Source organism: Nocardia rhamnosiphila NBRC 108938 (assembly GCF_000720425.1).
Taxonomy (GTDB): Bacteria; Actinomycetota; Actinomycetes; order Mycobacteriales; family Mycobacteriaceae; genus Nocardia; species Nocardia rhamnosiphila.
This window is the reverse complement of the sequence record NZ_JOAJ01000015.1, coordinates 44,032-66,691: the sequence shown is the minus strand read 5'-3', so window position 1 is coordinate 66,691 and position 22,660 is coordinate 44,032. Positions and strand designations below refer to the sequence as shown.

General features: G+C 67.6%; 26 protein-coding genes and 1 pseudogene. 15 read left to right on the top strand and 12 right to left on the bottom strand.

The window, feature by feature from the left end:
- Window positions 1-151 precede the first annotated feature (151 nt).
- The 3 genes and pseudogenes from IG75_RS0133965 to IG75_RS0133955 all read left to right on the top strand — a co-directional run bounded on the left by IG75_RS0133965 (window position 152) and on the right by IG75_RS0133955 (window position 3,173).
- Entirely contained in the window at window positions 152-2,539 is a 2,388-nt protein-coding gene (locus tag IG75_RS0133965; RefSeq protein ID WP_245713412.1) for a sensor histidine kinase, read from the top strand.
- Window positions 2,517-2,624 (top strand): annotated as a pseudogene (locus IG75_RS40800) (roadblock/LC7 domain-containing protein); the annotation flags it as partial. The gene IG75_RS0133965 and the pseudogene IG75_RS40800, both read left to right, overlap by 23 nt.
- Before the next feature lie 174 nt (window positions 2,625-2,798).
- Window positions 2,799-3,173 (top strand): DUF742 domain-containing protein, encoded by a 375-nt coding sequence (locus IG75_RS0133955; RefSeq protein WP_030526077.1) that lies wholly within the window; start codon window positions 2,799-2,801, stop codon window positions 3,171-3,173.
- 10 nt (window positions 3,174-3,183) lie between these two features.
- Here the strand turns inward: IG75_RS0133955 and IG75_RS0133950 are convergent, their stop codons facing one another.
- From IG75_RS0133950 to IG75_RS0133940, 3 genes are all read right to left on the bottom strand, one after another.
- The gene (locus tag IG75_RS0133950; protein WP_030525445.1) at window positions 3,184-5,139 is read right to left on the bottom strand and encodes a GMC family oxidoreductase; all 1,956 of its coding nucleotides are present in this window, start codon (window positions 5,137-5,139) and stop codon (window positions 3,184-3,186) included.
- Between the two features lie 209 nt (window positions 5,140-5,348).
- Window positions 5,349-5,669, bottom strand: coding sequence for a DMT family transporter (locus tag IG75_RS0133945; RefSeq protein WP_030525446.1), 321 nt, complete (start codon window positions 5,667-5,669; stop codon window positions 5,349-5,351).
- A 1-nt stretch (window position 5,670) separates the two neighbouring features.
- Complete coding sequence (locus IG75_RS0133940) at window positions 5,671-6,318, bottom strand: FMN-dependent NADH-azoreductase (RefSeq protein ID WP_030525447.1); 648 nt, start codon at window positions 6,316-6,318, stop codon at window positions 5,671-5,673.
- A gap of 93 nt (window positions 6,319-6,411) precedes the next feature.
- Here IG75_RS0133940 and IG75_RS0133935 point away from each other — a divergent pair, with 93 nt between their 5' ends.
- Entirely contained in the window at window positions 6,412-7,017 is a 606-nt protein-coding gene (locus IG75_RS0133935; RefSeq protein WP_030525448.1) for a TetR/AcrR family transcriptional regulator, read from the top strand.
- 114 nt (window positions 7,018-7,131) lie between these two features.
- Here IG75_RS0133935 and IG75_RS0133930 read toward each other — a convergent pair whose 3' ends face one another.
- Entirely contained in the window at window positions 7,132-7,935 is an 804-nt protein-coding gene (locus tag IG75_RS0133930) for a DUF72 domain-containing protein (RefSeq protein ID WP_030525449.1), read from the bottom strand.
- A 20-nt stretch (window positions 7,936-7,955) separates the two neighbouring features.
- Window positions 7,956-8,759: an SDR family oxidoreductase gene (locus tag IG75_RS0133925; RefSeq protein WP_030525450.1), complete on the bottom strand. Its 804-nt coding sequence runs from the start codon at window positions 8,757-8,759 to the stop codon at window positions 7,956-7,958.
- Window positions 8,760-9,041: 282 nt separating this feature from the next.
- Between IG75_RS0133925 and IG75_RS0133920 the strand changes: the two genes are divergently transcribed.
- A complete protein-coding gene (locus tag IG75_RS0133920) occupies window positions 9,042-9,695 on the top strand; it encodes an AIM24 family protein (protein WP_030525451.1) in 654 nt (217 codons plus the stop codon).
- Between the two features lie 24 nt (window positions 9,696-9,719).
- On the opposite strand, the gene IG75_RS0133915 is transcribed toward IG75_RS0133920, so the two are convergent.
- On the bottom strand, window positions 9,720-10,292 hold the full coding sequence (locus IG75_RS0133915) for a hypothetical protein (RefSeq protein ID WP_030525452.1): 573 nt from the start codon (window positions 10,290-10,292) through the stop codon (window positions 9,720-9,722).
- Entirely contained in the window at window positions 10,289-10,648 is a 360-nt protein-coding gene (locus IG75_RS0133910) for a hypothetical protein (RefSeq protein WP_156059373.1), read from the bottom strand. Before IG75_RS0133910 ends, IG75_RS0133915 begins: the two co-directional genes overlap by 4 nt.
- 160 nt (window positions 10,649-10,808) lie before the next feature.
- On the opposite strand from IG75_RS0133910, the gene IG75_RS0133905 reads away from it, so the two are divergent.
- The 7 genes from IG75_RS0133905 to IG75_RS0133885 all read left to right on the top strand — a co-directional run bounded on the left by IG75_RS0133905 (window position 10,809) and on the right by IG75_RS0133885 (window position 15,802).
- On the top strand, window positions 10,809-11,702 hold the full coding sequence (locus IG75_RS0133905; RefSeq protein WP_030525454.1) for a helix-turn-helix domain-containing protein: 894 nt from the start codon (window positions 10,809-10,811) through the stop codon (window positions 11,700-11,702).
- Complete coding sequence (locus IG75_RS38705; protein WP_081877334.1) at window positions 11,699-11,911, top strand: DUF397 domain-containing protein; 213 nt, start codon at window positions 11,699-11,701, stop codon at window positions 11,909-11,911. Before IG75_RS0133905 ends, IG75_RS38705 begins: the two co-directional genes overlap by 4 nt.
- Window positions 11,912-12,109: 198 nt before the next feature.
- The gene (locus IG75_RS38700; RefSeq protein WP_162183827.1) at window positions 12,110-12,691 is read left to right on the top strand and encodes a DUF3558 domain-containing protein; all 582 of its coding nucleotides are present in this window, start codon (window positions 12,110-12,112) and stop codon (window positions 12,689-12,691) included.
- A 101-nt stretch (window positions 12,692-12,792) separates the two neighbouring features.
- Complete coding sequence (locus IG75_RS0133900) at window positions 12,793-13,152, top strand: hypothetical protein (protein ID WP_030525455.1); 360 nt, start codon at window positions 12,793-12,795, stop codon at window positions 13,150-13,152.
- A gap of 4 nt (window positions 13,153-13,156) precedes the next feature.
- Window positions 13,157-14,428 (top strand): WXG100 family type VII secretion target, encoded by a 1,272-nt coding sequence (locus IG75_RS0133895; RefSeq protein WP_030525456.1) that lies wholly within the window; start codon window positions 13,157-13,159, stop codon window positions 14,426-14,428.
- The gene (locus IG75_RS0133890; protein ID WP_030525457.1) at window positions 14,425-15,279 is read left to right on the top strand and encodes an ESX secretion-associated protein EspG; all 855 of its coding nucleotides are present in this window, start codon (window positions 14,425-14,427) and stop codon (window positions 15,277-15,279) included. Before IG75_RS0133895 ends, IG75_RS0133890 begins: the two co-directional genes overlap by 4 nt.
- 103 nt (window positions 15,280-15,382) lie before the next feature.
- Window positions 15,383-15,802 carry a hypothetical protein gene (locus tag IG75_RS0133885; RefSeq protein WP_030525458.1) on the top strand — a complete coding sequence of 140 codons (420 nt, stop codon included), beginning with the start codon at window positions 15,383-15,385 and terminating at the stop codon, window positions 15,800-15,802.
- Between the two features lie 7 nt (window positions 15,803-15,809).
- Here IG75_RS0133885 and IG75_RS0133880 read toward each other — a convergent pair whose 3' ends face one another.
- Both IG75_RS0133880 and IG75_RS0133875 read right to left on the bottom strand, forming a co-directional pair.
- Window positions 15,810-17,012, bottom strand: a complete 1,203-nt coding sequence (locus tag IG75_RS0133880) for a cytochrome P450 (protein WP_030525459.1) — start codon at window positions 17,010-17,012, stop codon at window positions 15,810-15,812.
- 101 nt (window positions 17,013-17,113) lie between these two features.
- Window positions 17,114-17,710, bottom strand: a complete 597-nt coding sequence (locus IG75_RS0133875) for a TetR/AcrR family transcriptional regulator (protein ID WP_030525460.1) — start codon at window positions 17,708-17,710, stop codon at window positions 17,114-17,116.
- A 146-nt stretch (window positions 17,711-17,856) separates the two neighbouring features.
- Here IG75_RS0133875 and IG75_RS0133870 point away from each other — a divergent pair, with 146 nt between their 5' ends.
- Window positions 17,857-18,249, top strand: a complete 393-nt coding sequence (locus IG75_RS0133870; RefSeq protein WP_030525461.1) for a VOC family protein — start codon at window positions 17,857-17,859, stop codon at window positions 18,247-18,249.
- A gap of 135 nt (window positions 18,250-18,384) precedes the next feature.
- On the opposite strand, the gene ybiA is transcribed toward IG75_RS0133870, so the two are convergent.
- Window positions 18,385-18,948, bottom strand: a complete 564-nt coding sequence (ybiA, locus tag IG75_RS0133865) for a riboflavin biosynthesis intermediates N-glycosidase (protein WP_030525462.1) — start codon at window positions 18,946-18,948, stop codon at window positions 18,385-18,387.
- A 176-nt stretch (window positions 18,949-19,124) separates the two neighbouring features.
- Complete coding sequence (locus tag IG75_RS37685) at window positions 19,125-19,607, bottom strand: Rv3235 family protein (protein ID WP_156059376.1); 483 nt, start codon at window positions 19,605-19,607, stop codon at window positions 19,125-19,127.
- Window positions 19,608-20,104: 497 nt separating this feature from the next.
- Between IG75_RS37685 and IG75_RS0133855 the strand changes: the two genes are divergently transcribed.
- Window positions 20,105-20,809, top strand: coding sequence for a metal-dependent hydrolase (locus IG75_RS0133855; protein ID WP_030525463.1), 705 nt, complete (start codon window positions 20,105-20,107; stop codon window positions 20,807-20,809).
- A 58-nt stretch (window positions 20,810-20,867) separates the two neighbouring features.
- Here IG75_RS0133855 and IG75_RS0133850 read toward each other — a convergent pair whose 3' ends face one another.
- The gene (locus tag IG75_RS0133850; RefSeq protein WP_063834233.1) at window positions 20,868-21,746 is read right to left on the bottom strand and encodes an SDR family oxidoreductase; all 879 of its coding nucleotides are present in this window, start codon (window positions 21,744-21,746) and stop codon (window positions 20,868-20,870) included.
- A 164-nt stretch (window positions 21,747-21,910) separates the two neighbouring features.
- Here IG75_RS0133850 and IG75_RS0133845 point away from each other — a divergent pair, with 164 nt between their 5' ends.
- Window positions 21,911-22,624, top strand: coding sequence for a VIT1/CCC1 transporter family protein (locus IG75_RS0133845; protein WP_030525465.1), 714 nt, complete (start codon window positions 21,911-21,913; stop codon window positions 22,622-22,624).
- Window positions 22,625-22,660: the final 36 nt, after the last annotated feature.

Here is a 22,660-nt window from a genome sequence, read left to right as displayed (position 1 = left end):
GTGAGACCGGTCTCCGGTAGGCGCCCGGCTTTCGCTATGGTCTGGACGAGAGCTGATGCATTGCCGGAGAACGGCAATGCCGAGAACATTGGGTGACGCGCCGGTCACCGCGGTGTCGCACTGGCGCACGCCCGGAACGGGTTGATCTATCGTGGCTGTTCGGCGGCATCTACCCGAAGTACTGGTGCGGGCGTTCCGTTCCGGCGCAGACGCGACTCGTGGCCGGCTGGGCATCCGCGCCCGTCTCCTGTCGATCGTGCTGATCACCAGCGTCACCCTGGTCGTCGTCGGGGTCGGCGCCGCCGGATATCTGGTCAAATCCAGTGTCACCGCGACGATCTGGGCCAATCTGATCAGTGGCACCACCACCCCGGTGATCTCGATGGTGCAGACCTTCGAAGAGGAGCGCCGGCTGTCCCTGCTGTATCTGGCCGGAGATCCGAATGCGGCCGGCGGCCTGGTCGACGCCCGGAAGCGCTCCGATATCGCCCTCGCCGCGGTGATCGCCAAGGGCGAGGCGGCCCAACGCCTCAACCCGGACGGATCGGCCGCCGAACTCGAGACCTTCCGCCCGCTCTACAACCGGGTCCCCGGCGTGCGCACCGCGATCGACTCGCGTGCGATGCCGCACGCCGAGGCGTTCGAATTCTTCAGCACCGTGATCGGCACGATCCCCAAGGCGTCGATGGTCGCGGCCCGGGTGGCTCCCGACGCCAAACTCGGTATCGCCCTCGGCTACGGTGTCGAGCCGCTGCGTGCCGCCGAGGCACTCTCCCAGGCCGACACCCTCGGTGCCGTCGCCCTCACCCGCGGCGAACTCACCACCGCGGAGTTGCTCGAGTTCACCCGCTACGCCGGCGAAGTCCGCTCGCAGGTGGCGTATTCGGCCACGGTGCTGACCGGCTCCCGGCTCGCCCAGCTGCGGGCCATCACGGATTCACCGGACTGGCAGCAGGTGACCGCCATGCAGGACGCGCTCATTCTGCGCGGTCCCGTCCCCGCCGCAGACGCCGCGGCGGAGACCTCCGATTCCGGGTACGACTCCGAGCAGTCCACGGAAACCGGGCCCGCTCCGCTACCGATGACGGTGCCCGCGTGGCAGGATGCCTCGGTGCGGGTGAGCGCGGCCCTGTTGAGCCTGTGGGAGAACCAGAGTCGCGATGCCCATGCCATCGCCCGGTCCGAAGGCACCGATACCGCGGGGATCTCCCTGATCGGCGGTATCGCGGTGCTGATCGTGACGGCGGTGGCGCTGCTGGCCGCACTCATCGGCGCGAACCGGTTCATCGCGCGGATGCGCCGCCTGCGCGACGATACCCTGGAACTGGCGGATGTTCGTCTGCCCGATCTCATGCGGCGCCTCGACGATGGGGCGGAGATCGATACCGCCGCGGAGGTGGCACACCTGGACTTCGGTACCGACGAGCTCGGCGAAGTGGCCGACGCGTTCAACCGCGCCCAGGTCGCGGCGGTCTCGGCCGCGGTGGCCGAATCCAAGACCCGCGCGGGGTTCCGCACGGTCTTCCTCAATATCGCCCACCGCAACCAGCTGGCCGTACACCGCCAGCTCGCCCTGCTGGACAAGGCCGAACGTCAAGAGGAGAACGCCGACCAGCTCGAGCTCCTCTTCGAACTCGACCATCTGGCCACCCGCGCCCGCCGGCACGCCGAGAACCTCATCGTGCTCGGCGGTGAACAGCCGGGCCGCCGCCGGCGTAAACCGGTTCCGCTGTGGGACCTGGTCCGGGGTGCCGCGGCGGAGAGCCAGGACTACACCCGTATCCACACCGGCCGGATTCCCGATCTGAAGATCACCGGCCCGGCCACCGCCGACCTCATCCACCTGCTCGCGGAGCTGATGGAGAACGCGACCACCTTCTCGCCGCCGGAATCACGCGTCGAGGTATCGGCCGCGGTCGTCGGCCGCGGCGTGGCGGTCGAGGTCGCCGACCGCGGTCTGGGTATGTCGGCGGAGGAGATCATCGAGCGAAACGAACTGCTGGCCGCACCACCGGATTTCGGGGTGGCCGCGCTCACCGGGGAGACCCGTCTCGGCCTGTTCGTGGTGGCCACCCTGGCGGCGCGCCACGGTGTCACGGTGCGACTGGCGGATTCGGTCTACGGCGGAATCAAGGCCGTGGTGGTGATCCCGGCCGCGCTCCTGGAGACCACGGACCCCACCGAACCGCCCGCCGAGCCCGCCTACGCGACGGCGCCCCCTGCCGCTTCCCCCGATACCGCGTCGGGTGAGAGCGTTGCCGCGCAGCCGCAGGCCGCCGCCGCGCCGCCGGCCACCACCGCACCCGGTGACGGCACCCGTCCCGCGCTCCCGCGCCGACGCCGACAGCTTGCCGAACCGGAGGCCACGGAAGCGCCGGTCACCGAGGAGACCCCGCGGACGCGCACACCGGAACAGGCTCGCAATCTGATGGCCGCCATCGAAGGCGGCACCCGGTCGGGACGCCACCCGCATCCCGATCCGACCGCGGCCGATCGGCCCCGACAGGAAGGCGACGATGACAACTCCTCCGCGCACTGACCTGAGCTGGCTGCTGGAAGAACTGGTGAGCGGATTGCCGGACGCCGAGTCCGCGGTCCTGCTGTCCACCGACGGGCTGCTGATGGGCCGCTCGGCGGGACTGGATCAGACCGAGGCCGAGCGATTCGCTGCGATGGCTGCTGGCCACCGAATCCGCGAATATGGGCATGGTCGCGTTCGAGATGAACCGAACCGTCCAGCGGGTCGGCAGCCATCTGGCCGTCGACTCGCGCCCGCAACCGAACGGTGCGCCGCAGCCGTGAACGGCCCGCACGACGACGACTGGGACGAGGAGGACACCGGCCCCGTCGTACGCCTCTACGCGGTGACCCGGGGCCGCGGCCGCGCCTCGCGCAGCGACCTCACCCTGGACACCATGGTGGTCGACGCCTCGCCCGGGCTGGCCTCGCGGCGGACGGAACCGGAATACGTCGAGATCGTCCGCCTGTGCCGGGTCGCGCAATCGGTGGCGGAGGTGTCGGCGCAACTGCACGTTCCGCTCGCGCTGACCAAGGTCCTCATCGGTGATCTCGTCGACGACGGACGCCTGCTGGTCCGCGCCCCGGCCGAGACCGGCGACACCGCCGATCTCGGCCTCCTGCAGACCATCGCGAACAGTCTGCGCGGCGGCTGAGCCGAACCGATCAGGTCAGCCGGGCGGCCAGCCGTTTCGCGTTCATATGGGCGATCGCCTCGATCGATACCATCGGGTTGACCCCGGAGGAGGTCGGGAAGCAGGACGCGTCGGCGACGACGATGTTCTTCACATCCCAGGTCGCGCCGTCCGGGTCGGTCGCCGAGATCTCCGGCGAACCGCCCATCCGCGCCGATCCCATGATGTGCAGGGCGCCGAGCGCACACTGTCCCGGCCCGTAGCCCGCGGTGCGGCAGGCAGCGGAGAATTCGGCGTGCGACCCCCGGGCGCCGGGTTCGTAGGAGATCCCGGCCTGGTGCCCGGAGAAGATGCGCCGCGCCCCGGCGGCTTCCAGAATGCTCGCCGCGCCCTCGATCCCGGTGTGCAGATGCCCGGCGTCGTAGTCGGAGATGCGGTAGTCGACGGTGGGATGCCCGTCGCGGTCCACCTTCACCTCCCCGGAATCACGATCGCGGGTGATGATGCCGATCGCGTTCGAGCGGCCGAAGTCGAGCATATTGGTGCGATGGTTCGCGGCGCCGCGCCAGCTCATGAACCCGGTCGACAGCCCGGGATGCAGCGGCCCGGTCTCGTAGATGACGCCGTATCCGTTGCCGTCGAGATCCGCGTGGCGACGGCAGATACGGGTCTGCAAACCACCTTCCCACGGCCGGATCTCCTCGTCGAACACCCCGAACACCGCCGCGGCAGGATGCAGCCGCAGGTAACGGCCGATGTTCTTGTTCGCCAGCCCCGAGCGCTTCAGCAGCGCCGGGGTCTGGATCGCGCCCGCCGCGACCACCACGGCCCGGGCCCGGATCTCGAATTCGATACCCGTCGCGGTGCGCGCCGATACCGATTCGGCCTTACCCTCGCGGACCGCGATCCGCCGCACATCGGCGTCCACGATCAACCGCGCACCCCGCGCGGCGGCATCGGCCAGCCACGTCTTGGTGACCGACTGTTTGGCCCCCACCCGGCAGCCGTTGCCGCACCGGCCGCATTCCACCCCGGCATCGCAGGCGTCGGTCACATTGCGCGGCAGCGGGTCCACCGCCCAGCCCAGCGCGCCGGCACCACGTTCCAGCACCCCGTCGCGCGCCGAGAGGATCGAGCGGCGTTCGTTCACCCCGAGCCGGCGCACCACCGCGTCCAGCGATTCGCTGAACTCCGCCTCGCCGAATTGCTTCGCGCCGACCCTGGCCCACTCCTCGCGCACAGTATCGGGTGTCGGCAGCGAGGTACTCCAGTTGACCACCGTCCCGCCGCCCAGACAGGTTCCCGCGACCAGCGTGATCTGTCCTTCGGCCGAGGCCGACGGTCCCGGCGCGTACAGCTGCTGCAGGCCGGCGAGTTCGCCCGCGCCGAAATCCTTGTCGTCGTAGTAGCCGCCGCGTTCGACGACGATCACGTCGAGTCCCGCTTCGGCGAGCACGGCGGCCGCCGTCCCACCGCCCGCGCCCGACCCGACGATCACCACATCACAGGTGAGTGTGCCGGGTTCGGTGATCCGCTGCGGCGCCAGCGCGGGCTGCGGTGCGGTCGGCAACGGTCCGGGCGGTCCCGGGTAGCCGATCTCCTTCCACAGCGGGTGGAACCCGGTGGGTCCCGGCGTGACGTTGTAGGCGAGCAGCGACGCCTGTTTCAGCGCCTGGAAAACCGCCCGTACCGCGCCGATGCGGGAGTCGCCGAGCCGCAGCAGCGCCCGCTCCCGCTGTTCCTGGGACAGCTTCGAGAATCGCCGCGGCCCCCGCCCGGTGAGCAGACCGGTCACGGGGGAATCCCATACATCCAGCAGCGTCGCCAGCTGCTTGCCCTCGGCCTCCCGAGGATTGCGCCCCAGCAATTCGAATACGGTGTCCACGGCACCGATTTCGGTCGCCGACGGCAACGTGAGACCGTCCCCCGGCACGAACGTATCGCAGATCGTCCCGAGCGCGGCACGTTGCTTGGCTGTCGCCTTCATACCTATCCGCCTTTCAGATTGCCGAAGTTCTATCACGGTGCGTGAATCACCGCTTACAAAAGTGGATAAAATCCGGCGTGAATACGGCAAATATCCCAGAACTCCGATTCACTTCGACCGGCGATCGGCTGCGACCGACCGGCTCCCGCGGCGACGAACGGCCAACCGGGCGACGAGGGGCCCATGCGGTCGGCCCGGACCATCCCCGGTCAGTGAGCGTCGGTGAGCCGGGCGAGCACGATACCGGCGACGATCATCGACAGCGCCAGCACCCGGCCCACACTGAGCGGATCCTTGTTGACGATCACGCCGAGGCCGATGGCACCGAGTGCACCGATGCCGGTGAACACGGCGTACGCGGTGCCGACGGGCAGGGTGCGCATCGCATACGAAAGCAGGTATACAGCGACAGCGGCGAGCCCGAAACAGAGCAGCGTGGGCAGCGGCCGCGTGAAATTCTCCGTCGGTTTGATGCTCTGCGACCAGGCGATCTCGACCACTCCGGCGAGAGCGAGTACGAGCCAGCTCACCTCAGTACGCCTTCCCGAGTCTGCGGGCGGTGTCGAGGGCGCGCGCGTACGACGCATCGTGCTCGCCGCGCAGTCGCGACAGGGCCGGGTCCTGACGCGAGTTGGCCAGCTCGGCGTTGATGAAAACCGGGTCGGTCACGGCGAAATGACCGGCGAAGAAGTCGCGTAGGTAGCGTTCCTGATAGTCGAGAGCGGCCTTGGGCATACCGGGCGAGTAGGCGCCGCCGCGTGCGGTGACGACCACGAAACGGCGCGGCGCCAGCGACATCCGCGGAAAGGTCACCTGATCGAGCCACGCCTTGAGTGCCGCCGGAATGGAGTAGTTGTACATCGGGGTGCCGATCAGCACGATATCGGCGGCGAGCAGCTCGGCCAGCAGCGGTTCGATGGTCCGCCACGCCGCGGCCTGGGCAGGGGTGCGAACCAGCGTGGCGAGCCGATCGAGGTCGGTGGCGCCCGCGGCGAGGACCGCGTCGCAGAGCTCGGTCCAGCCGGAATCGATGAACGGTACCGGGTCGGCCGCCAGATCTCGGTACACATAGCCCGCGCCGGGATGTTCGAGACGCCAGGAGTCGGCGAACGCCGCGCTCACCTCCCGGCTGATCGAACGGGTGCGTGCGCTCGAGTCCAGGTGCAACAGAGTGGACATGATGAAACCTCCAGATAAGTGGACAGCGCGTCCACTTATCGGATCGTAGAGACAAGTGGACGCAATGTCCACTTATTGCGTTAGGGTGCTGGGATGGATATTCGTGTCGACCTGCTCACGGCACCGGCACCCAGTGGTGGCGAACGAGCGGACGCGGCGCGCAATCGGGCGAAGATCCTCGCCGCGGCGGCCGAACTGTTCACCCGCCGCGACCCACGTGCGGTAACCATGGACGACATCGCCAAGGCGGCCGGCGTGGGGCGCGGCACGCTGTATCGCCGCTATCCGGATATCGGCGCCATCGCGACGGCCCTGCTGGACGACCACGAACGAGAACTCCAGGAGCAGTTGCTCGGTGGAGCACCACCATTGGGTCCCGGCGCACCCCCGGCGGAGCGGCTGGCCGCCTTCTACGCGGCCATGATCCAACTGCTCGATGCGCACGCCGATCTCGTATTGGGCGCGGAGAGCGGTGGCGCACGGTTCGCCACCGGCGCATACGGGTTCTGGTCGGCACATGTGCGGGCGCTACTGGTGACAGCGGGGGTGGCGCGGCCCGACCCGCTCGTCGACGTCCTACTCGCCCCCGTGGCCGTGGAGGTCTATCGGCATCAGCGCGAGCGAGGCATCGATTCCGCCCAGATCACCAGCGCGCTCACCGAACTCGCCCACGCCGTCATCGCGTCCGCTGCCGGCTGACCCATGTGCCCGCCGGCCGCACCCGGATCTCGTCATCGAGGGCTCGCGGGGTCCATTCGCCGAGTACGCGCGAGGGAGCGCCCGGCCCACGGTGGCGGCCGAAAGGGCCCGCCCTCAGAACAGCGTCATGGGCTCGGCGTCCGCCGGATCCGGCAAGGGCTCGAGTGCGGGCACCAGGGCGCGGACCTCGTCGTGGAACCGGCGCGCGAGATCCCGGGAAGAAGCATTGTCCGGAGTGTGCAGGAAGACCGTCGGCGACCGCCCCTCGCGCAGCCATTCCGCGGTCCGCTCGACCCAGGGCCGCCAGCCCGCGACCGTGACCGCGTGATCGTCGCGGCCGTGGTATCGGACGATCGGTGCGTCCGTCAGTGCTTTCATTCGGCGCGGCAGCCGCGGTTTTTTGGATCGGGCCTCGAATTCGGCCGGGCTCGCGGCGGGCGCGGCGAACAGCACGGTGGTGTCGAACGGCACCCATTCGGCGCCGACTCGGCCCAGCACCCGCTCGAGTTGCGCGGCAGCACCCTCGTCGGTGAAGAACTCCGGATGCCGCACCTCCACCGCGAGCGGCAGTTCCGCGGGCAGCCCACGGAAGAACATCGCCAGCGCACCCAGGTCCGCGGGCCCGAACGAGGACGGCAGCTGCACCCACAGCGCATGCAGCCGGGACCCGAGCGGTTCCATCGTGTCCAGGAACTGCCGCAGCTCGGCCTCCACCCCGGACAGCCGGCGCTCATGGGTGAGGGTTTTCGGCAGTTTGATCACAAATCGGAAATCGGGATCGGTCTGGTTCGCCCAGTTCTCCACGGTCCGCCGCGCCGGAACCGCGTAGAATGTCGTATTCCCCTCCACCGCGTTGCACCACTGTGCATAGCCGCGCAGTTTGTCCCCGCGGACCGGCCACGCGGTATGCGTCCACATGGCACAGCCGACGTGGAGCTTCAACGCTTCAGCCCGTGCATCCCCGCGACGATCTTCTCGATCACCGTCGCGGGCGCCAACCGCTGCAACAGAAAGACGATCGGCGCGCGACTCCCCCTGGCGTACAGCGGTTTCGGCTTATCCGCCTCGATCGCCCGCAGAATCGTCTCGGCCACCTGCGCCGCTGATATCCCGGCCCGCTCGTTGCGATCCAGATGCGTGATCATCGTGTCGAAATCCCGCGCGTACACCGAATCCGGCGCGATGTACTTCGTCCGCCGCTCCCCGATCCCGGTGGCGATGGATCCCGGTTCCACGGTGCTGATCCACACCCCGAACGGCGCCGTCTCCAGCCGCGCCGCATCAGCGAACCCCTTGATCGCCGCCTTCGCCGCCACGTACGACGACCGATACGCCAGCGGAAAACTCGCCAGCATCGACCCCACCATGACGATCCGCCCGTAACCCCGCTCCCGCATCCCCGGCAGCACCAGCTGCGCCAGCCGGACGGCCCCGAAAACATTCAACTGGAACAATCGCTCGATCGCCTCGATCGGCAGTTCCTCGAGCGGCCCCGACTGGCTCTCCCCCGCATTGTTGACCAGCACATCCACCGGCCCCAGATCGGCGCCGAACCGCTCCATCCCCGCCTGATCGGTCAGGTCGAGCGCGCGATACTCCACCCCCGCCACCCGCGCCGAGTCCGCGATCGTCTCCGGATTCCGGCTGGTCCCGATCACCCGGTAGCCGCGCCGCACCAGCAGCGCGGCAGTCGCCCGCCCGATCCCCGAGGACGCTCCGGTCACCAGCGCGGTCTTGGCCATACGACACCTATCCTCGACGATCCGTGGTCAACCGGGTGAGGCCACCCGATCCGCCAATCTAACGGACCCGCGCGCAGCCCGGGCGGGTGCCGCCGACGCCCGGCCGGGCCGGAGCATGCCTTCCCTCGCCGTGCGGCGCGCGGGCCGGCGAACCGGGAGAAGGAATCGAGCCGTCGGCGTGGCGCCGCGCTCGGTCGACAGCCGGATGCGGGTGACACCACCGGCTCGACGCGATATGTCCAATAGGCTGGCGACTGTCGGGTGCCAGGAGAGGATCACATCGTGCAGAGTGAATTGTTCGCCGCCGAGAACACGGCGCAGCCCGCCACCGCCCCCGGCCTGACCGCGCAGAGCGCCAAATCCCTGAAATACGCGGTGAACGGTGAATGCCTCGCCCGCCAGGGCTCCATGGTCGCCTTTCGCGGGGACCTGCGGTTCGAGAAGAAGGGCCAGGGTGTCGGGAAGTTCCTGCAGCGCGCGCTCACCGGTGAAGGCGTGCCGCTGATGACGGTCCGCGGCCACGGCGAGGCCTGGTTCGCGCATTTCGACCGCAACTGCTTCACCGTCGACCTCGCCCCGGGCGACGCACTGACCCTCAACGGCCGCAATGTGCTGGTGTTCGATTCGAGTCTGCACTACGACATCCGCATGGTGCAGGGCGTCGGGATGGCCGGCGGCGGGCTGTTCAACTGTGTGTTCTCCGGGCAGGGACGGCTCGGTCTGGTCTGCGCGGGAACACCGATCATCATTCCGGTGCACCCTCAGGCCCCTGTTTTCGTCGACACCGACGCCGTGGTCGGCTGGAGCGCGAACCTGCAGACCTCGCTCAACCGGTCGCAGTCGTTCGGCTCGATGGTGCGCGGCGGGTCCGGTGAGGCGTTCCAGCTGCGGCTCGACGGTGAAGGCTTCGTCATCGTCCAGCCCAGCGAAGCCTGACCGATCCCCGGACGCGGACCACGCTCACGGCTTCGAAGCGGCCCGCAGTCGTAACAAGTGCGGGTGGTTGGCATCGTCCAGCGCCAACGCCGCAGTCCACAGCGAGACATCCAGACCTGCGGTGATACGCCAACGATCAGGTGGGGTCGCGGGCAGGTGGATACGCACCGGGCCCAGTTCCCTCAGGTGCCGCCCGACCACGGCCCACCACTGACGGCCCCGCGCGTCCGCGATCGCGGCCACGATGAGGTCGTAGGCGCCGGGTAGTTGTTCGGCCGCCGCACGAACCTGCTCGGGAATGTGCCGGTGCTCCGGCCGATCGGTGAGCTGATCGGCGAAGACGACGAATACCAGACCGAATCCGAACATGCCCGGCCCGAGCAGCCGGCGCAGATCCGCCGCGCGCCGATGGATCGGATTGGCCTCCCCCTCCCCGCGCTCACCCGCAAGATCCACGGCGGCGCATTCCGCGTCGATGGCGTGGCCGTCGAAACGGAACCCGTACAGCATCGGCATCAACGCGGTGGGCAGCGACAGCAGATAGCGGGCGGTGATCTCGTCGACCGACTCCGGGTCGGGATAGCGGATCAGAGTCATCCGTGCACCGCCGCGGCCAGCCGGGACCACAGATCGTGCCGGACAGCGTCCCACAGTGGCGCCAGCTCGGGGCAGCGCTCCCGCATCTCCGCCAGATCCGGCGCGCCCGAGACCGGCATCCGGCTACCGGACGCATCACGCACCTCGACGACCCGGACACAATCCCGGTCGAGCCACCACAGCACCCGCCGGCCGTCGAACTCGGTACAGCGCAAGCCCCGCGGCACACCGATCAACGCCGGGCGCCGCTCGGCACCCATCCCCGAGCGCGCCCGCGCTCCTACCGCGCGGTGCGCGGACTCGTCGTGATCCTGTCGTCCTGCCCTGGTCAGCGGGCTTCCGTGTTGCTCGGCCATATGGTTATGTTGCTGCCCGCACGCCGCGACCGTACGGCTCAGCAACACAGCAGAATTCAGCTCATCCGTACATCCAGACAACAGTCCGGTCGACCGAGCGGCGTCGTCCGGAACGGACCGCCACCTGGGCCGTTCCGGACCGATCTGGGGAAGGGGAACAATGCCGACACACGATCAACCCGGTTCGACGCTGCCGCGCCGGCAACTCGGTCGCGCACTGCGGGAAGCGCGCGAGGGGGTGGGGTTCACCCTCGAGCAAGCGGCACGGGAAATGGAGATGAGCAAAACGGCGCTCATCCGACTGGAGAAGGGACACAACGAGAAGGTCAAGCTGAGAGACGTGGAGGGGTTCGGGAGGCTTTACGAACTCGACGATGCCAATATCGACGATCTGAAAGAGCTGGCACAGCAGGCGGCAACCAAGTCGTGGTGGAACGGGACGCACCGCTTGTTCAAAGGCGGATTCAGCACCTACTTGGGACTCGAATCAGCAGCCTCTCACCTGGATATCTACCAGTCCTCAGTCGTACCCGGGCTCTTACAGTCGGCCGAGTACGCGAGAGCGGTCGAGAGACCCTTCTTCCCGCACGATACGCCGGAAGACCTAGAACGCCGTGTCACGCTGCGAATACGCCGAGCTGCGATACTCACTCGGCGAATCAGTCCCGTGTCAGCAGAGTTCCTTATGCACGAGAGCGTCCTGCACATAAGAGTGGGATCGCAGTCGGTCATGGGCGCGCAGCTACGTCATATCGCCGACTTGAGCACGCTTCCAACCGTAACGGTCCGAGTACTACCGTTCGCAGCGGGCTTGCCAGGGAAATGGAATCCTGTCCTTCCCTATATCGTTCTCGATTTCCCGAAACACAGCCGCGAGTACCGTGATGAACCTCCGGTGGTCTACACCGAGACAACCACTGGCTCAATGTTTTTCGAAGATGCATCGGACGTGGACGTCTATCGCGAGATCCACGAGACGCTCCGATGCGCCACACTGGATGAACAGCGATCGCGCGATCTACTGCGGCAGGTAGCAAGGAGATACGAGCAATGACGATGGATCGGCCTCACGGCCGATGGTTCAAATCATCGCACAGCCACACAGCCGGAGAATGCGTGGAAGTCGCCTGGCTGGGCGATGGGCGAGTCAGCATCCGGGACTCGAAGCGTCCGGACGAGCCTGCCTTGGTCTTCGACGCGCGCGCGTGGTCGGCCTTCGTGACCAGCGTGCGGAACGGTGAGCCCACTCTTTCACCATCGTGACGGGTGCCGCCGCGCAACCACAGCCGCCACCGAGTTTCGGCGAGACACCGAGCAACCAAGTCGACGACTGACCGGGCGCGCCGGAACTAAGGCAACTCACCCACTCAACCACCACGTTTGCGGTGTCGGGCGAGAAGGCGACCCGGTATGGTGAGTCCGGGTCCGTGTGGAAGGTTCACACGTTGTTGCAGGAGGGGCATGCGTACTGCGAGGAAACACACTGCGACCACCGTCGGGCACGCCGTGCTGGCCATTTCGGCGTTGGGGTTGGTCACAGGGTGCGGGACCGTCGTCGACGGAAGCTCAGCAGCGGAGGGACAGAACACCAGCCAGCGCGAGCAGACCGTCGGGTGGAACCCCTGCACGGAGTTGTCAGAAGAGGCATTGCGAGCGACCGGCGCTGATCCAACAAGCAAAAGCACGGATTTCGACGCGCCCGGTGACAAGGCCGCATGGCGGATGTGCGCTTGGGATTCAATCGATGCCCCTTACTTCATTGGCGTCGGTGCTACCACACTGACTCAGGATGAAGTGCGGAAGAACAGTTCCGTGACCGGATTTACTCCAGTTGAGGTCAACGGCCGTTCAGGGCTCACTTACTACCCGGGCACCGGCGAAACTCCGGTTCGTCGGTGCTATGTGAGTCTTCCGATGGAGGGAGGGATGCTCAACGTTTACGTGGACTGGCGGTACGGAGAGCATCATGCGATGCCGGAGTCGCCGCCTTGCGGTTCGGCAGTCCAGCACGCTCAGGAACTAGAGCCGTATCTACCTGAGTGACGTCGTTATGAGTGTTGACCTATCCGGCACCATCACACCGAGAAAGCTTCCGCGGGGGGAAAGCCGTGAGTGACCCTGACCCGAGCACCTCAGAAGCAGCGATGCTTCAGCAGTGGCAGACCTTCAAGACCCAGGCCGAGGCCGGCGAGCTGCGCATGGATGCCGATGTCGGGGCGAGTCTGGCAGCACGGTGCAATATTTTTTTGGACCGACTACAAGTAATGCTCCGGCAAACCGACAGCCTCGCTTATTTGGAAGGATTCGGAACTCTTCGCTCAGCGGATACCCTGCGGACCAAGTTCGCAGGCAAAGCTGTGACCGATCCGGACTCCGCCGCCAATCGTCTGAAGGCTGCGATAGACATCGTCATGCTGATGAAGCAGACATTCGAACTCTCCGCACGACAAGTCGCGGAAACCGACGAGTCCACCTCCACTGCTCTAGGCAACGCAGGAGCATAGCGCTATGGTCAGCCTCTCCCAATGGCTCAACCCGATCCTCGACGGACCGAACCAGGCTTCCAAGAACAAGACGGACGATTCGCAACGCGCCGAGGATCAGAACACCACCTGGAACCAGGATCGAGCGGTTGTTGGCGGTGAGTGGTCGGGTTTGGTCAGCGAGTTCGGCGGCCAGTTCGCGCCACCCGCCGTCCTGGAAAAGGATGGTTTTCCGGCCATGACCCATGAACAGATCTGGAAAAAGCTCGAAGGCGTCGACTCTTCACTGATCAACGACAAAGCAACGGCGTGGCGGAATCTGGCGAAAGAGGCCCGCGCAGCGAACGACGCTTTTCTGATGGCGGTGAACATCGATCTGGAGCAAGGCTGGGACGGGGAGTCCGGGACCGCGGCAGTCGACGGTGTCCGAGAATTCTGCGCCTCGTTCACCACTCTGGCAGCGGGTTTCCAGATGGTGGCCCACGGTCTCGACCTCATGGAAGGCCATCTCGCCCAGGCCAAAGCATCCGTCGGGAAACCCGACAACGTAACCCTCGGCGACAAGGTCATCAATTCCCTGCCTTTCGGCGATACCTTCAAAAGCCCCCAGTACCGCGCCGACGAGGCCCAGGAAACCGCCCGCTGGGTGATGACCACCTATTACGAGCCCGGCGCCACCGATGTGGACAGCAAAACCCCTGTCCTGCCCGAGCCGAAGAAGACCGTCGACGACGGCAGCAACCCTCCTCAACAGCCGGTGCAGCCGACCGGCGGGCCGTCGCAGACGGCAGGGCCGGCCACGCAACCGCAGGAAACCACCACCACCGACGACGGCACGCAGACCGAGGACGGCACCCAGGATCCGTCGGCCGAGCCGGAGGATCCGCAGGCCACCGAGCCGCAGAGCACGACCCCGCAGTCGACCACGCCGGAGACGCCGACCTCCCCCGCGCTCACCACCGGCACCCCGACCGGCACCACACCGGGAAGCCCGTCGGGGTCGCCGTCCGGATCTCCTTCCGGTACGCCGCAGACCACCACTCCGTTCGTACCCGGGCAGACCGTGCAGGGCGCGCCGAAGACCACGACCGGGGGGCCGGCGGCAGCCTCGACCGCTGCGTCCACTCGTGCCGGGCGCAGCGGTATGCCGGGCATGATGTCGCCGGGGGCGCGCGGTAACAAGGGTGACGAGGACGATGAGCACAACACACCGGACTACCTGGTGTACGACCGGGGCAGTGAACTGCTCGGCACCCAGCCGCCGGCGCTGCCGCCGGGTGGAGTGATCGGCGGGTGAACGATCCACAGTGGCGCCTGGACGGGGAGATGTTCTCGCAAGCCGTCCGGGCGTTCGGCCGGGACCGGCTGCCCTACCCGATCCGGGTGCTGCCGCTCGGGCCCACCGATCCACCGCCGACACTCGACGAATACGAGCAGTTCCGCTCGGCCGCGGCGCAGCGGCTGGCCGCGATCGCGGACAAGCGGTTGTTCCACGCCCTGGAGACTTTGCTGGAACCGCAGGTGCGCATCGAAGTCCACGGCATCTACGACCGCGGATTCGAGCGGGTGGTGCGGATGCACGCGGGGGTGGCCGGGCGGTCCGCCACGCTCGCCGTCCAGGCGTCGGGACCGACGAAGGAGTACGGCGGCGACGTGCTGCTGCACACCGTGCCGGCTCAGCAGCTGGCGGCCCGGCTCGTCGCGTACCTGCCGCGCTGCGCCGCCGGCGGTTATCGCACGGTCCATGGTGCGCGCGCCGATATCGGGAAGATCGAGTACTCCCGCCATCCCACCCGGATCTCGCGCACCGAGGAGATCAACCGGATCATCCGGCGCCCGCGGTCCGGAATCGGCGAGATCGGGGTGTTCGCGGGCCCGGCGATCGACTCCCGGCCCACCGGGAACCCGCACGGTTTCCACTGGATGGACTATCTGCCGGAGGACGGCCGCTATCTGCTGATCAACCACACGAAAGAGGAATTCACTCTCACACCGGGCCCGCCCGAGGAGATCACGCGGCGTCTCCAGCAGGCCGTCGCGACCGTCCGGCCGACCGCGGCCTCGTCACCAGGCGTCCGCCGTGAGCCGGTCCGGGACGCGGCCGACGACTACTACCGGCAACGCAAAGAACGCGGCTGGACGATCTGACCCGACCCGTCGCGAAACATCAGATCTTCACATCGGTCGCGCGCGGCGACCGCTGGGCACATACTTCACCTGGTCACGACATGATCATGGAAGGTGTCACGACATGGGTACTCCCACCGCGCTGGTGCTGTTCGCCGCGGGCCTGCTGTTCCTGACCGCGCTCGGGCTCGGGGTCTGGAAATGGCAGGCCATGGTCGCTTCGCCCGACGGGGTGGCGCATCCGTATGTGGACATCGCCCACCGGTCGGCCCTGCTGTACTCGTTCGCGACCGCCATGATCGCGCTCTTCGTCGAGTTCTCGGCGTGGCCGGCGACGGTCGACGCGACCGCCGCCGGGCTCCTGGTGCTGATGTTCGTGATCACCATCGCGAACTACATCAGGCACGGCATCCTGCGCGACACCACGAACCAGATGCACAATCCGCCGGCGTCGTTCCGTTTCGTGCTGGTGGCATTGATCGTCGGCGAGATCGGCGGATTCGCAGTGCTACTCGCCGGATTCGCCGCCGGCGAACTCTTCTGAGCGGGCGTCACCATTCCACGAGAAGCTGTTTCGGGCCGCGGACCAGCAGACCCGATTTCCACGGGATCTCGTCGAGCGGCCGCGACAGCCGCAATGACGGGAAACGTTCCAGCAGCGCCTCCAGCGCGACCTGGAGTTCGACGCGCGCCAGCTGCGCCCCCAGGCAGTGGTGGGCGCCGTAGCCGAACGCCACGTGCGGGTTACGCTGCCGGGTGAGATCCAGGGACTCGGGATCGTCGAAAACGTTCTCGTCGCGGTTGGCGGCCTGGGTGTTCACGAAAACCGAATCCCCGGCCCGCACGGTCACGCCGCTGAGCACCACGTCCTCGGTGGCCACCCGGGGTTGTCCGGCACCGGCGCCGAGCTGCACGTAGCGCAGCAGTTCCTCCACCGCGCCCGGAATCAGCTCGGGCTCCGCGCGCAGCAGCTCCCAGTACTCGCGCTGGGTGAGCAGCACATAGGTGAAATTGGCGATCTGGTTGGCGGTGGTCTCGTGGCCCGCGATGAGCAGGCCGACGCCGAGGTTCACCAGTTCCCGTTCGCTGAGGCGATCTTCTTCGTCGCGGGCGGCGACCAGCGCGCCGAGCAGATCGTCGGTGGGTCGCTGCCGGCGCTCGGCGACCACCTCGGCGAGGTAGGTCTCGAGCGAATCCCGGGCACTCTCGATCTGTTCCCGGGTGTAGGCCGTGGTGGACAGGATCGCGTCGGAGAAATCGCGGAACCGGTGCTGGTCACGCGGTGGCACCCCGAGCATCTCGCAGATCACGGTGACCGGTAGCGGCAGTGCGAAACCTTCCACCAGATCGGCGGGCGCACCGGCCTGTTCGAGTGCGGTGAGTTTCTCGTCCACTATCGCGCGGGTGCGCGGGCGCAGTTCGGCGACCCGGCGGCCGGTGAATGCCTTCGCCACCAGTTTCCGCAACCGGCTGTGCTCGGGCGGGTCCATGCTCAGCAGGGAATCGGGGCGGACGGGCGCGGGAGTGGCCCGCGGCAGATCCTCCCGGCCGACGGTCGCCGCGCGGCTGAACCGAGGGTCGGCGAGGACCAGTTTGACGTCCTCGTATCGGGTGACCAGCCAGCCTTCGCCGCCATAGGGCAGTTCGACCCGGCAGACCGGCTCTTCCCGGCGCAGTTTTGTGAACAGCGGGTCCATATCGAGGCGAACCGGTTCTCCAAAGGGGTACCGACGTACCTCGGTGTTCACGGTCATACGGTCTCCCTTTCCCGACGCCCGGCGGCCCAGCTTGTAAGCGATTGCTTACTTAGGCAGGGTAAGGGTTTCTGTGAGGTGGCGTCAACGACGTAACAGCGTTACGCCGGAGGGAATCTCGTATCGTTGCGCTCCAGGAGCACTTCCGCCGCCCGCAGCACATGACCGGCGACCTGCGCCGGGTCCGCACTGTGCAACGGCTCCCGGTGCAGCACGGATCGAACCAGCCCGATCCCCAGCAGCCAGGCCAGCAGCAGATCCGCGCGCAACTCCCCGTCGCCACCGTCGGTGAGGGTCGACAGCGCCCGGATGTACTCCTCCCCCAGCTCCCGGCGGATCACCGACGCGCCTTCTTCGTGACCGCTGGAACGCAACGCCGCCTGTAACCAATTACCCGGCGAGACAGTCTCGCTCGGCTCCAGCGCACGCTCCAGCAACCGCGACAGCAACGCGTCCACCGGCCCGGCGTCGAGCACCGAACGCCCGCGATCGGTCATCGTCGCCCGGAAGAGTTCGTCCTTGTTCCCGAAATAGCGGAAGAGCAGCGCCTGATTCACCCCGGCACGGGTGGCGATATCGCGTACGGTGGCGCGCTCGTACCCCCGTTCGGCGAACAATTCCTGCGCCGCCGCCAGAATCGCGGCCCGCGTGGCCGAGGAATCCCGTCGACGACCGACCAACTCGTTTCCGCTGACCATGCACCCTCCACTCCGCGTGCCATTTGGAAGAGCAGCGTAAGGCACAACGGATCGGACAAAGCGGGCGCCCAGCAACGTCCCCGCACACCACCCCGGCGCAACACACCCTGGACGCGAGCCGGACAGGGCTCTACGCTCGGATGACCATGCCGGAACTCCTCGGGATCAACCATCTGACCCTGTCCACGACGGACCTGGACCAGCTCGTGGCGTACTACACCGGAGTGCTCGGGGCACGGTTGTCCTTCGAGCGTCCCGCCTCGGGCACCCACCCTCGTATCGCTGTCCTCGACGTCGGGGGCGCCGATCACCTGGCGATCGTCGAGACCACGATCGGTCCGACCACCGACCTCGACCCGCTCGGACGGGCCGGATGGGGTCTGCGCCTGGCGACCTACGCCCAGCTGTGCGAGGTCCGCGAGCGGATCATGGGTGCCGGGCTCCCGGCCGGGCCGATCGAGACACTCCCCACCCAGTGGACGATGACGGCCCAGGACCCGGACGGTCGCCCGGTCGATATCCGGGCCCACCGCCCCTGAGCCGCGGGCCCGGCACCATCCCACTGTTCCGCATCGATACGCCCGGCCTCACCGAGCACACCGCCCACCTCTGGGGGCCTCGGAAGACTTCGGCACATCGCGCCCACGGGTCCGGTTCGTCCCGGCCCGAAGCTTTCACTCGACCCGCTGTCCACGCAACGCCGATCGTGCCTCCATGAGCGCGAACCCGAGCAGGTTCAGCCCTTTCCATCGCGCAGGGTCCTCCGCCCGAGGATCGTCCGCCGCCAGCCCGATCCCCCAGACCCGGTCCACCGGGCTGGCCTCGACCAACACCCGGTCCCCGGTATCCAGCAGGAAACGCCGCAACTCCTCGTGCCGACCGAACTTCGCGATATTGCCCGCGACGACGATTCCGAATCGGTGCAGGCCCCACAGCTCCTCGTCGAAACCAACGATCCGCCGCCCCAACGCCTTCGCCGCTCCGGGGCTGCCCGCCTCCAGCACCTCCGCGGCGATCGCCCCATCGTCGAACAGCATCGCTTTTCGCCACATCATGTAGTGCTCGGCCGTCGGAAAGACCGTTCCGTCGACCGTGAATTCCGCCGGCCACCACTGGCTGAGGCAACCGGCACCGACCGATCCGTCGCTACGGGGGTGATGGCCCCAGAACGGCAGATACTTCACCCGGCCGCTCTCGGCCACGATATGGATCAACTCACTGACACTCCGTGCGGTCATCCGGTCAACCCTGCCCGAAACGCGTGGACAGCGCATCCGGCTTTCGATCGGCCGGAGGCGCCCGGAGTGAGGCGGCGGACGGCCGCGGAACGCCACCCCGGCCGCGCGGTTACCCACCCGACCGGGTCCTCCGCGTCGTCGTTCACGAAGCCCCGGCGCGGGCCACGGGCGGTTTCTCACAGGACGCGCAGCGCGGTCACCTTCCAGGGTGTGGTGCTGCCACGCTCGATACGCCCGGCGAGGACCAGGCGGCGCGGACCGCGCCGGTAGGTGGCCACCATCTCCGCCGCCCGCTCCTCCACCTGGAACAACCGCACAGCGCCGGGCACGGCCGACCCGAGGGTCCGCCCGGGAGCGTGATCGCCTGCCACCAGGGAGCCGATGGCGCCGACCAGGCCCGGCGTGCACAGGGCGGTGAGCTGGGCGACCGGGCGCCGGCGGTCGAGTACCTCGAGCAGGATCCGGACCGAGGTCGTGGCGAAGGCCCGGGCACCGGCGGGTTCCGGGTGCCGGGACGTGTCGTGACCGGCACGCCGGGCTCGCCGGATGCCCGCGGGGGCGCTGTGGTTGCGCCGGAGCGTCTTCCGATCCGGGCGGGTCGCGCAGCCCCGGACGGACGGCTCCTGGTGTGGAGCGAGATCATCGGCTCTCGTCTGCACCGGAACGCACGGTTTCGCGGCCGGCCGGGAATCGAGCACTGTCGCGAGCCGGCTCCGGCCGGGATCGGCGCCCGCTTCTGCGGGCGGCGCCGGTGGCGGGACCGCGGCCGCCTGCCGGTGATGCCCGACGGCCGGGCCTTCGGGACACACCCGATCGACCCCCGGAGGGGTGCCGGCTCGCGCACACGACCGGCGCACCGGCGGTTCGTATCCCGGCACCCGATGGAGAACCGGCTGGAATTCACACATTTCTACGCCCCCCCTTTGCGAAACGGATCGCCCCCACGACGTTTCCTTCCGCGACAGCATCGCACCTCCGGGCGCGGCAGTACAGACGATCATCGGATCTTTCACCGGAAACCCGGTCGAAGCGGCGTGTTCCCGGGCCCGCCGGCGATTCGGCGAGTCGTGTGCACTACGCGCGGGTCCGGGGTGTCGGAATCGATTGCTAACTTGAACGCTACCGTTCGTTCGCTTTTCAGATATCGGGAGAGTTAGTGCTCGGCCATTCCCACGCCACCAGCGGCGCGCTCGCGTTCGTCACCGCCGCCACCGTCGTCCCGACTCCGGTGATGGAGGTGGTGCAGGGGCCGGTGGAGATCAGCGCGCTCGAACTCGTTCTGGGGGCGTTGATCACGGCGGGCGCGGCATTGCTCCCCGATATCGATCACCCGAACGGCACCATCGCGCAATCGCTCGGACCGGTGAGCAACGCACTGGCGAAGGGGGTTTCGGTGGTGTCCGGCGGACACCGTAAGGGAACGCACGGCTTGCTGTTCATCCTGCTCGCCGGGTGGGCGACCTGGGCCGGAGTGCACCATCTGGGCCGGTATTTCACCCTGAGCATGATCTTCGTGATGCTCGCCTTCGGGGTGCGGGCACTGCACCTGACGCCCAAGGGCGATTCACTGCGCGCCTACGGCATGTGTGTGCTGCTGGCCGGCGGCGGCACCGTGCTGATGGACCGCTGGCTACCGGACGCGCCCTACTGGCTACCGTTCGCGATCGGACTGGGGACGCTCATCCATATCGTCGGCGACTGCCTCACCGACCGGGGCTGCCCGCTGCTGTGGCCGCTGAAGCCCCGGCTGGCGTTGCCGATAATCTCCCGGACCGGGAACAAGGTGGAGACCTGGGTACTGACCCCGCTGATGGGCCTGGTCACGGTCGGGTTGCTGTATGTCTACGCGGTACCCAACTAGGCTCCCGCGGCGTCTCGACGAAGCTCGGGCGGGGAAGGGTTGTGATGCCGTTACGGCATCACATACCCCGAGCGCGCAGACGACCGAGAATGGACCAGGCAACCATTTTCGTCGTGGCCACCACGCCATAGGAGACGCCGTCGGAGTAGGGTTCGTCGCCGCGGAGGGTGGCATCCGCTCCGCCGTCTATGAAGATGATCTGACCTGCCATGAAAGAGTTTTCCGCGCCGACCGCCCAAGCGATCGCATCGACTATGGGTTGAACGGGGCCGGGAAAACCTAACGGTTGGGGCAGTGCCTCGGCAAGTACTTTGACTCGAGCGGAATCGTTCAGCATGGTTCGGCGAGCGGTGTCGGTATCGACGATTCCCGGGGCGATCACGTTGACAGGTATACCGCTGCCTGCCCACTCTTCACCTGCCGCATGTTGCCTTACCCAGCGATTGAGCGCGATCTTGGTGGACCGGTATATCACCGCGCCTCGCTTGCGCGCCACGGCCCGCTGAGCAGCGGCAACTGCTGCAGACTCGTTGCCGCCGAGTGCGGCTGCCACGAGACGCGAGTCTCCCGATGACAGCGCGGAGGCGGAGGATATCAAGACGACTCGGGGAGCGACGGATTCGAGCAGCAGTGGCCGCAGCCCGTGCAGCACCGCGAGGGTTCCGAAGTAGTTGACGCTGACGGTCGCCGGCGTCGGGGCGCCGATGCCGGCGACAAGCGCCAGCCCGTCGACGCCGGCGGCAGCGAGCCGGGTTACGCCCGCCACCAGGGCTCGCCTACCGTCCACTGTGCCGATGTCGGCCTGGACATCCACGTCCTCGCCGACGCCGCAACGGATGACCCGCCCTCCTCTTTCTTCCAGCGTTCGCGCGGTGTCGGCGCCGATACCACTATCGGCACCGGTAACCACGTAGGTGCGTTTCCTGTGGTCGCTCATAGCATTCCCGTCTCACTAACTGCACTAGTGCAACTATACACTAGTGCACCTTCGATTCAGGGCGGCCACAGGCACCGGCCGAGGCGTGCACCTGAGCACGTTTACGGGCAACATACAGTCGGCAAACTTGTCCTCACCTGCACATATTCGCCTAGTGTGCGAGTATGACCGAGGCAGCCGAGGACAAGTACCTCCCGCAGACCGGACTGGCGGCGAAACTCAATTGGCTGCGGGCCGGAGTGCTGGGCGCCAACGACGGGATCGTCTCGACCGCGGGTCTCGTGGTGGGGGTCGCGGCCGCGTCGTCGAATACCGACGCGATTCTCACCGCGGGTATCGCGGGCATCAGCGCGGGCGCCATTTCCATGGCGGTCGGTGAGTACGTCTCCGTGAGCACCCAGCGCGATACGGAGAAGGCGCTGCTGGAGCAGGAGAGCCGGGAGCTGGCACAGGATCCGGCCGACGAACTCAATGAGCTCACCGCCATCTACCACGCCAAGGGGTTGTCCGCGGAAACCGCGCGGAAGGTGGCCGAGGAGCTCACCGCCTACGATGTGTTCGCCGCGCACGCCGAGGCCGAACTGGGACTGAATCCCGACGAGCTGACCAATCCGTGGCACGCCGCGCTGTCCTCGGCGGTCTCGTTCACCGTCGGCGCGCTGCTGCCGCTGCTGGCGATCCTGCTCCCGCCGGAGTCGGCGCGGATACCGGTCACCATGGTCGCGGTCCTGCTGGCGCTGGCGCTCACCGGGTCGATCAGTGCCGGGCTCGGTGGTAGCAGCCGGCCACGAGCGATGGCCCGCGTGGTGATCGGTGGTGCGCTGGCGATGGCGGTCACCTACGGGATCGGCCAGCTCGCGAATGTCACCGGTCTCTGATCTGCCGCGAATCCTGTTGCCGGAGCGATATTTCTG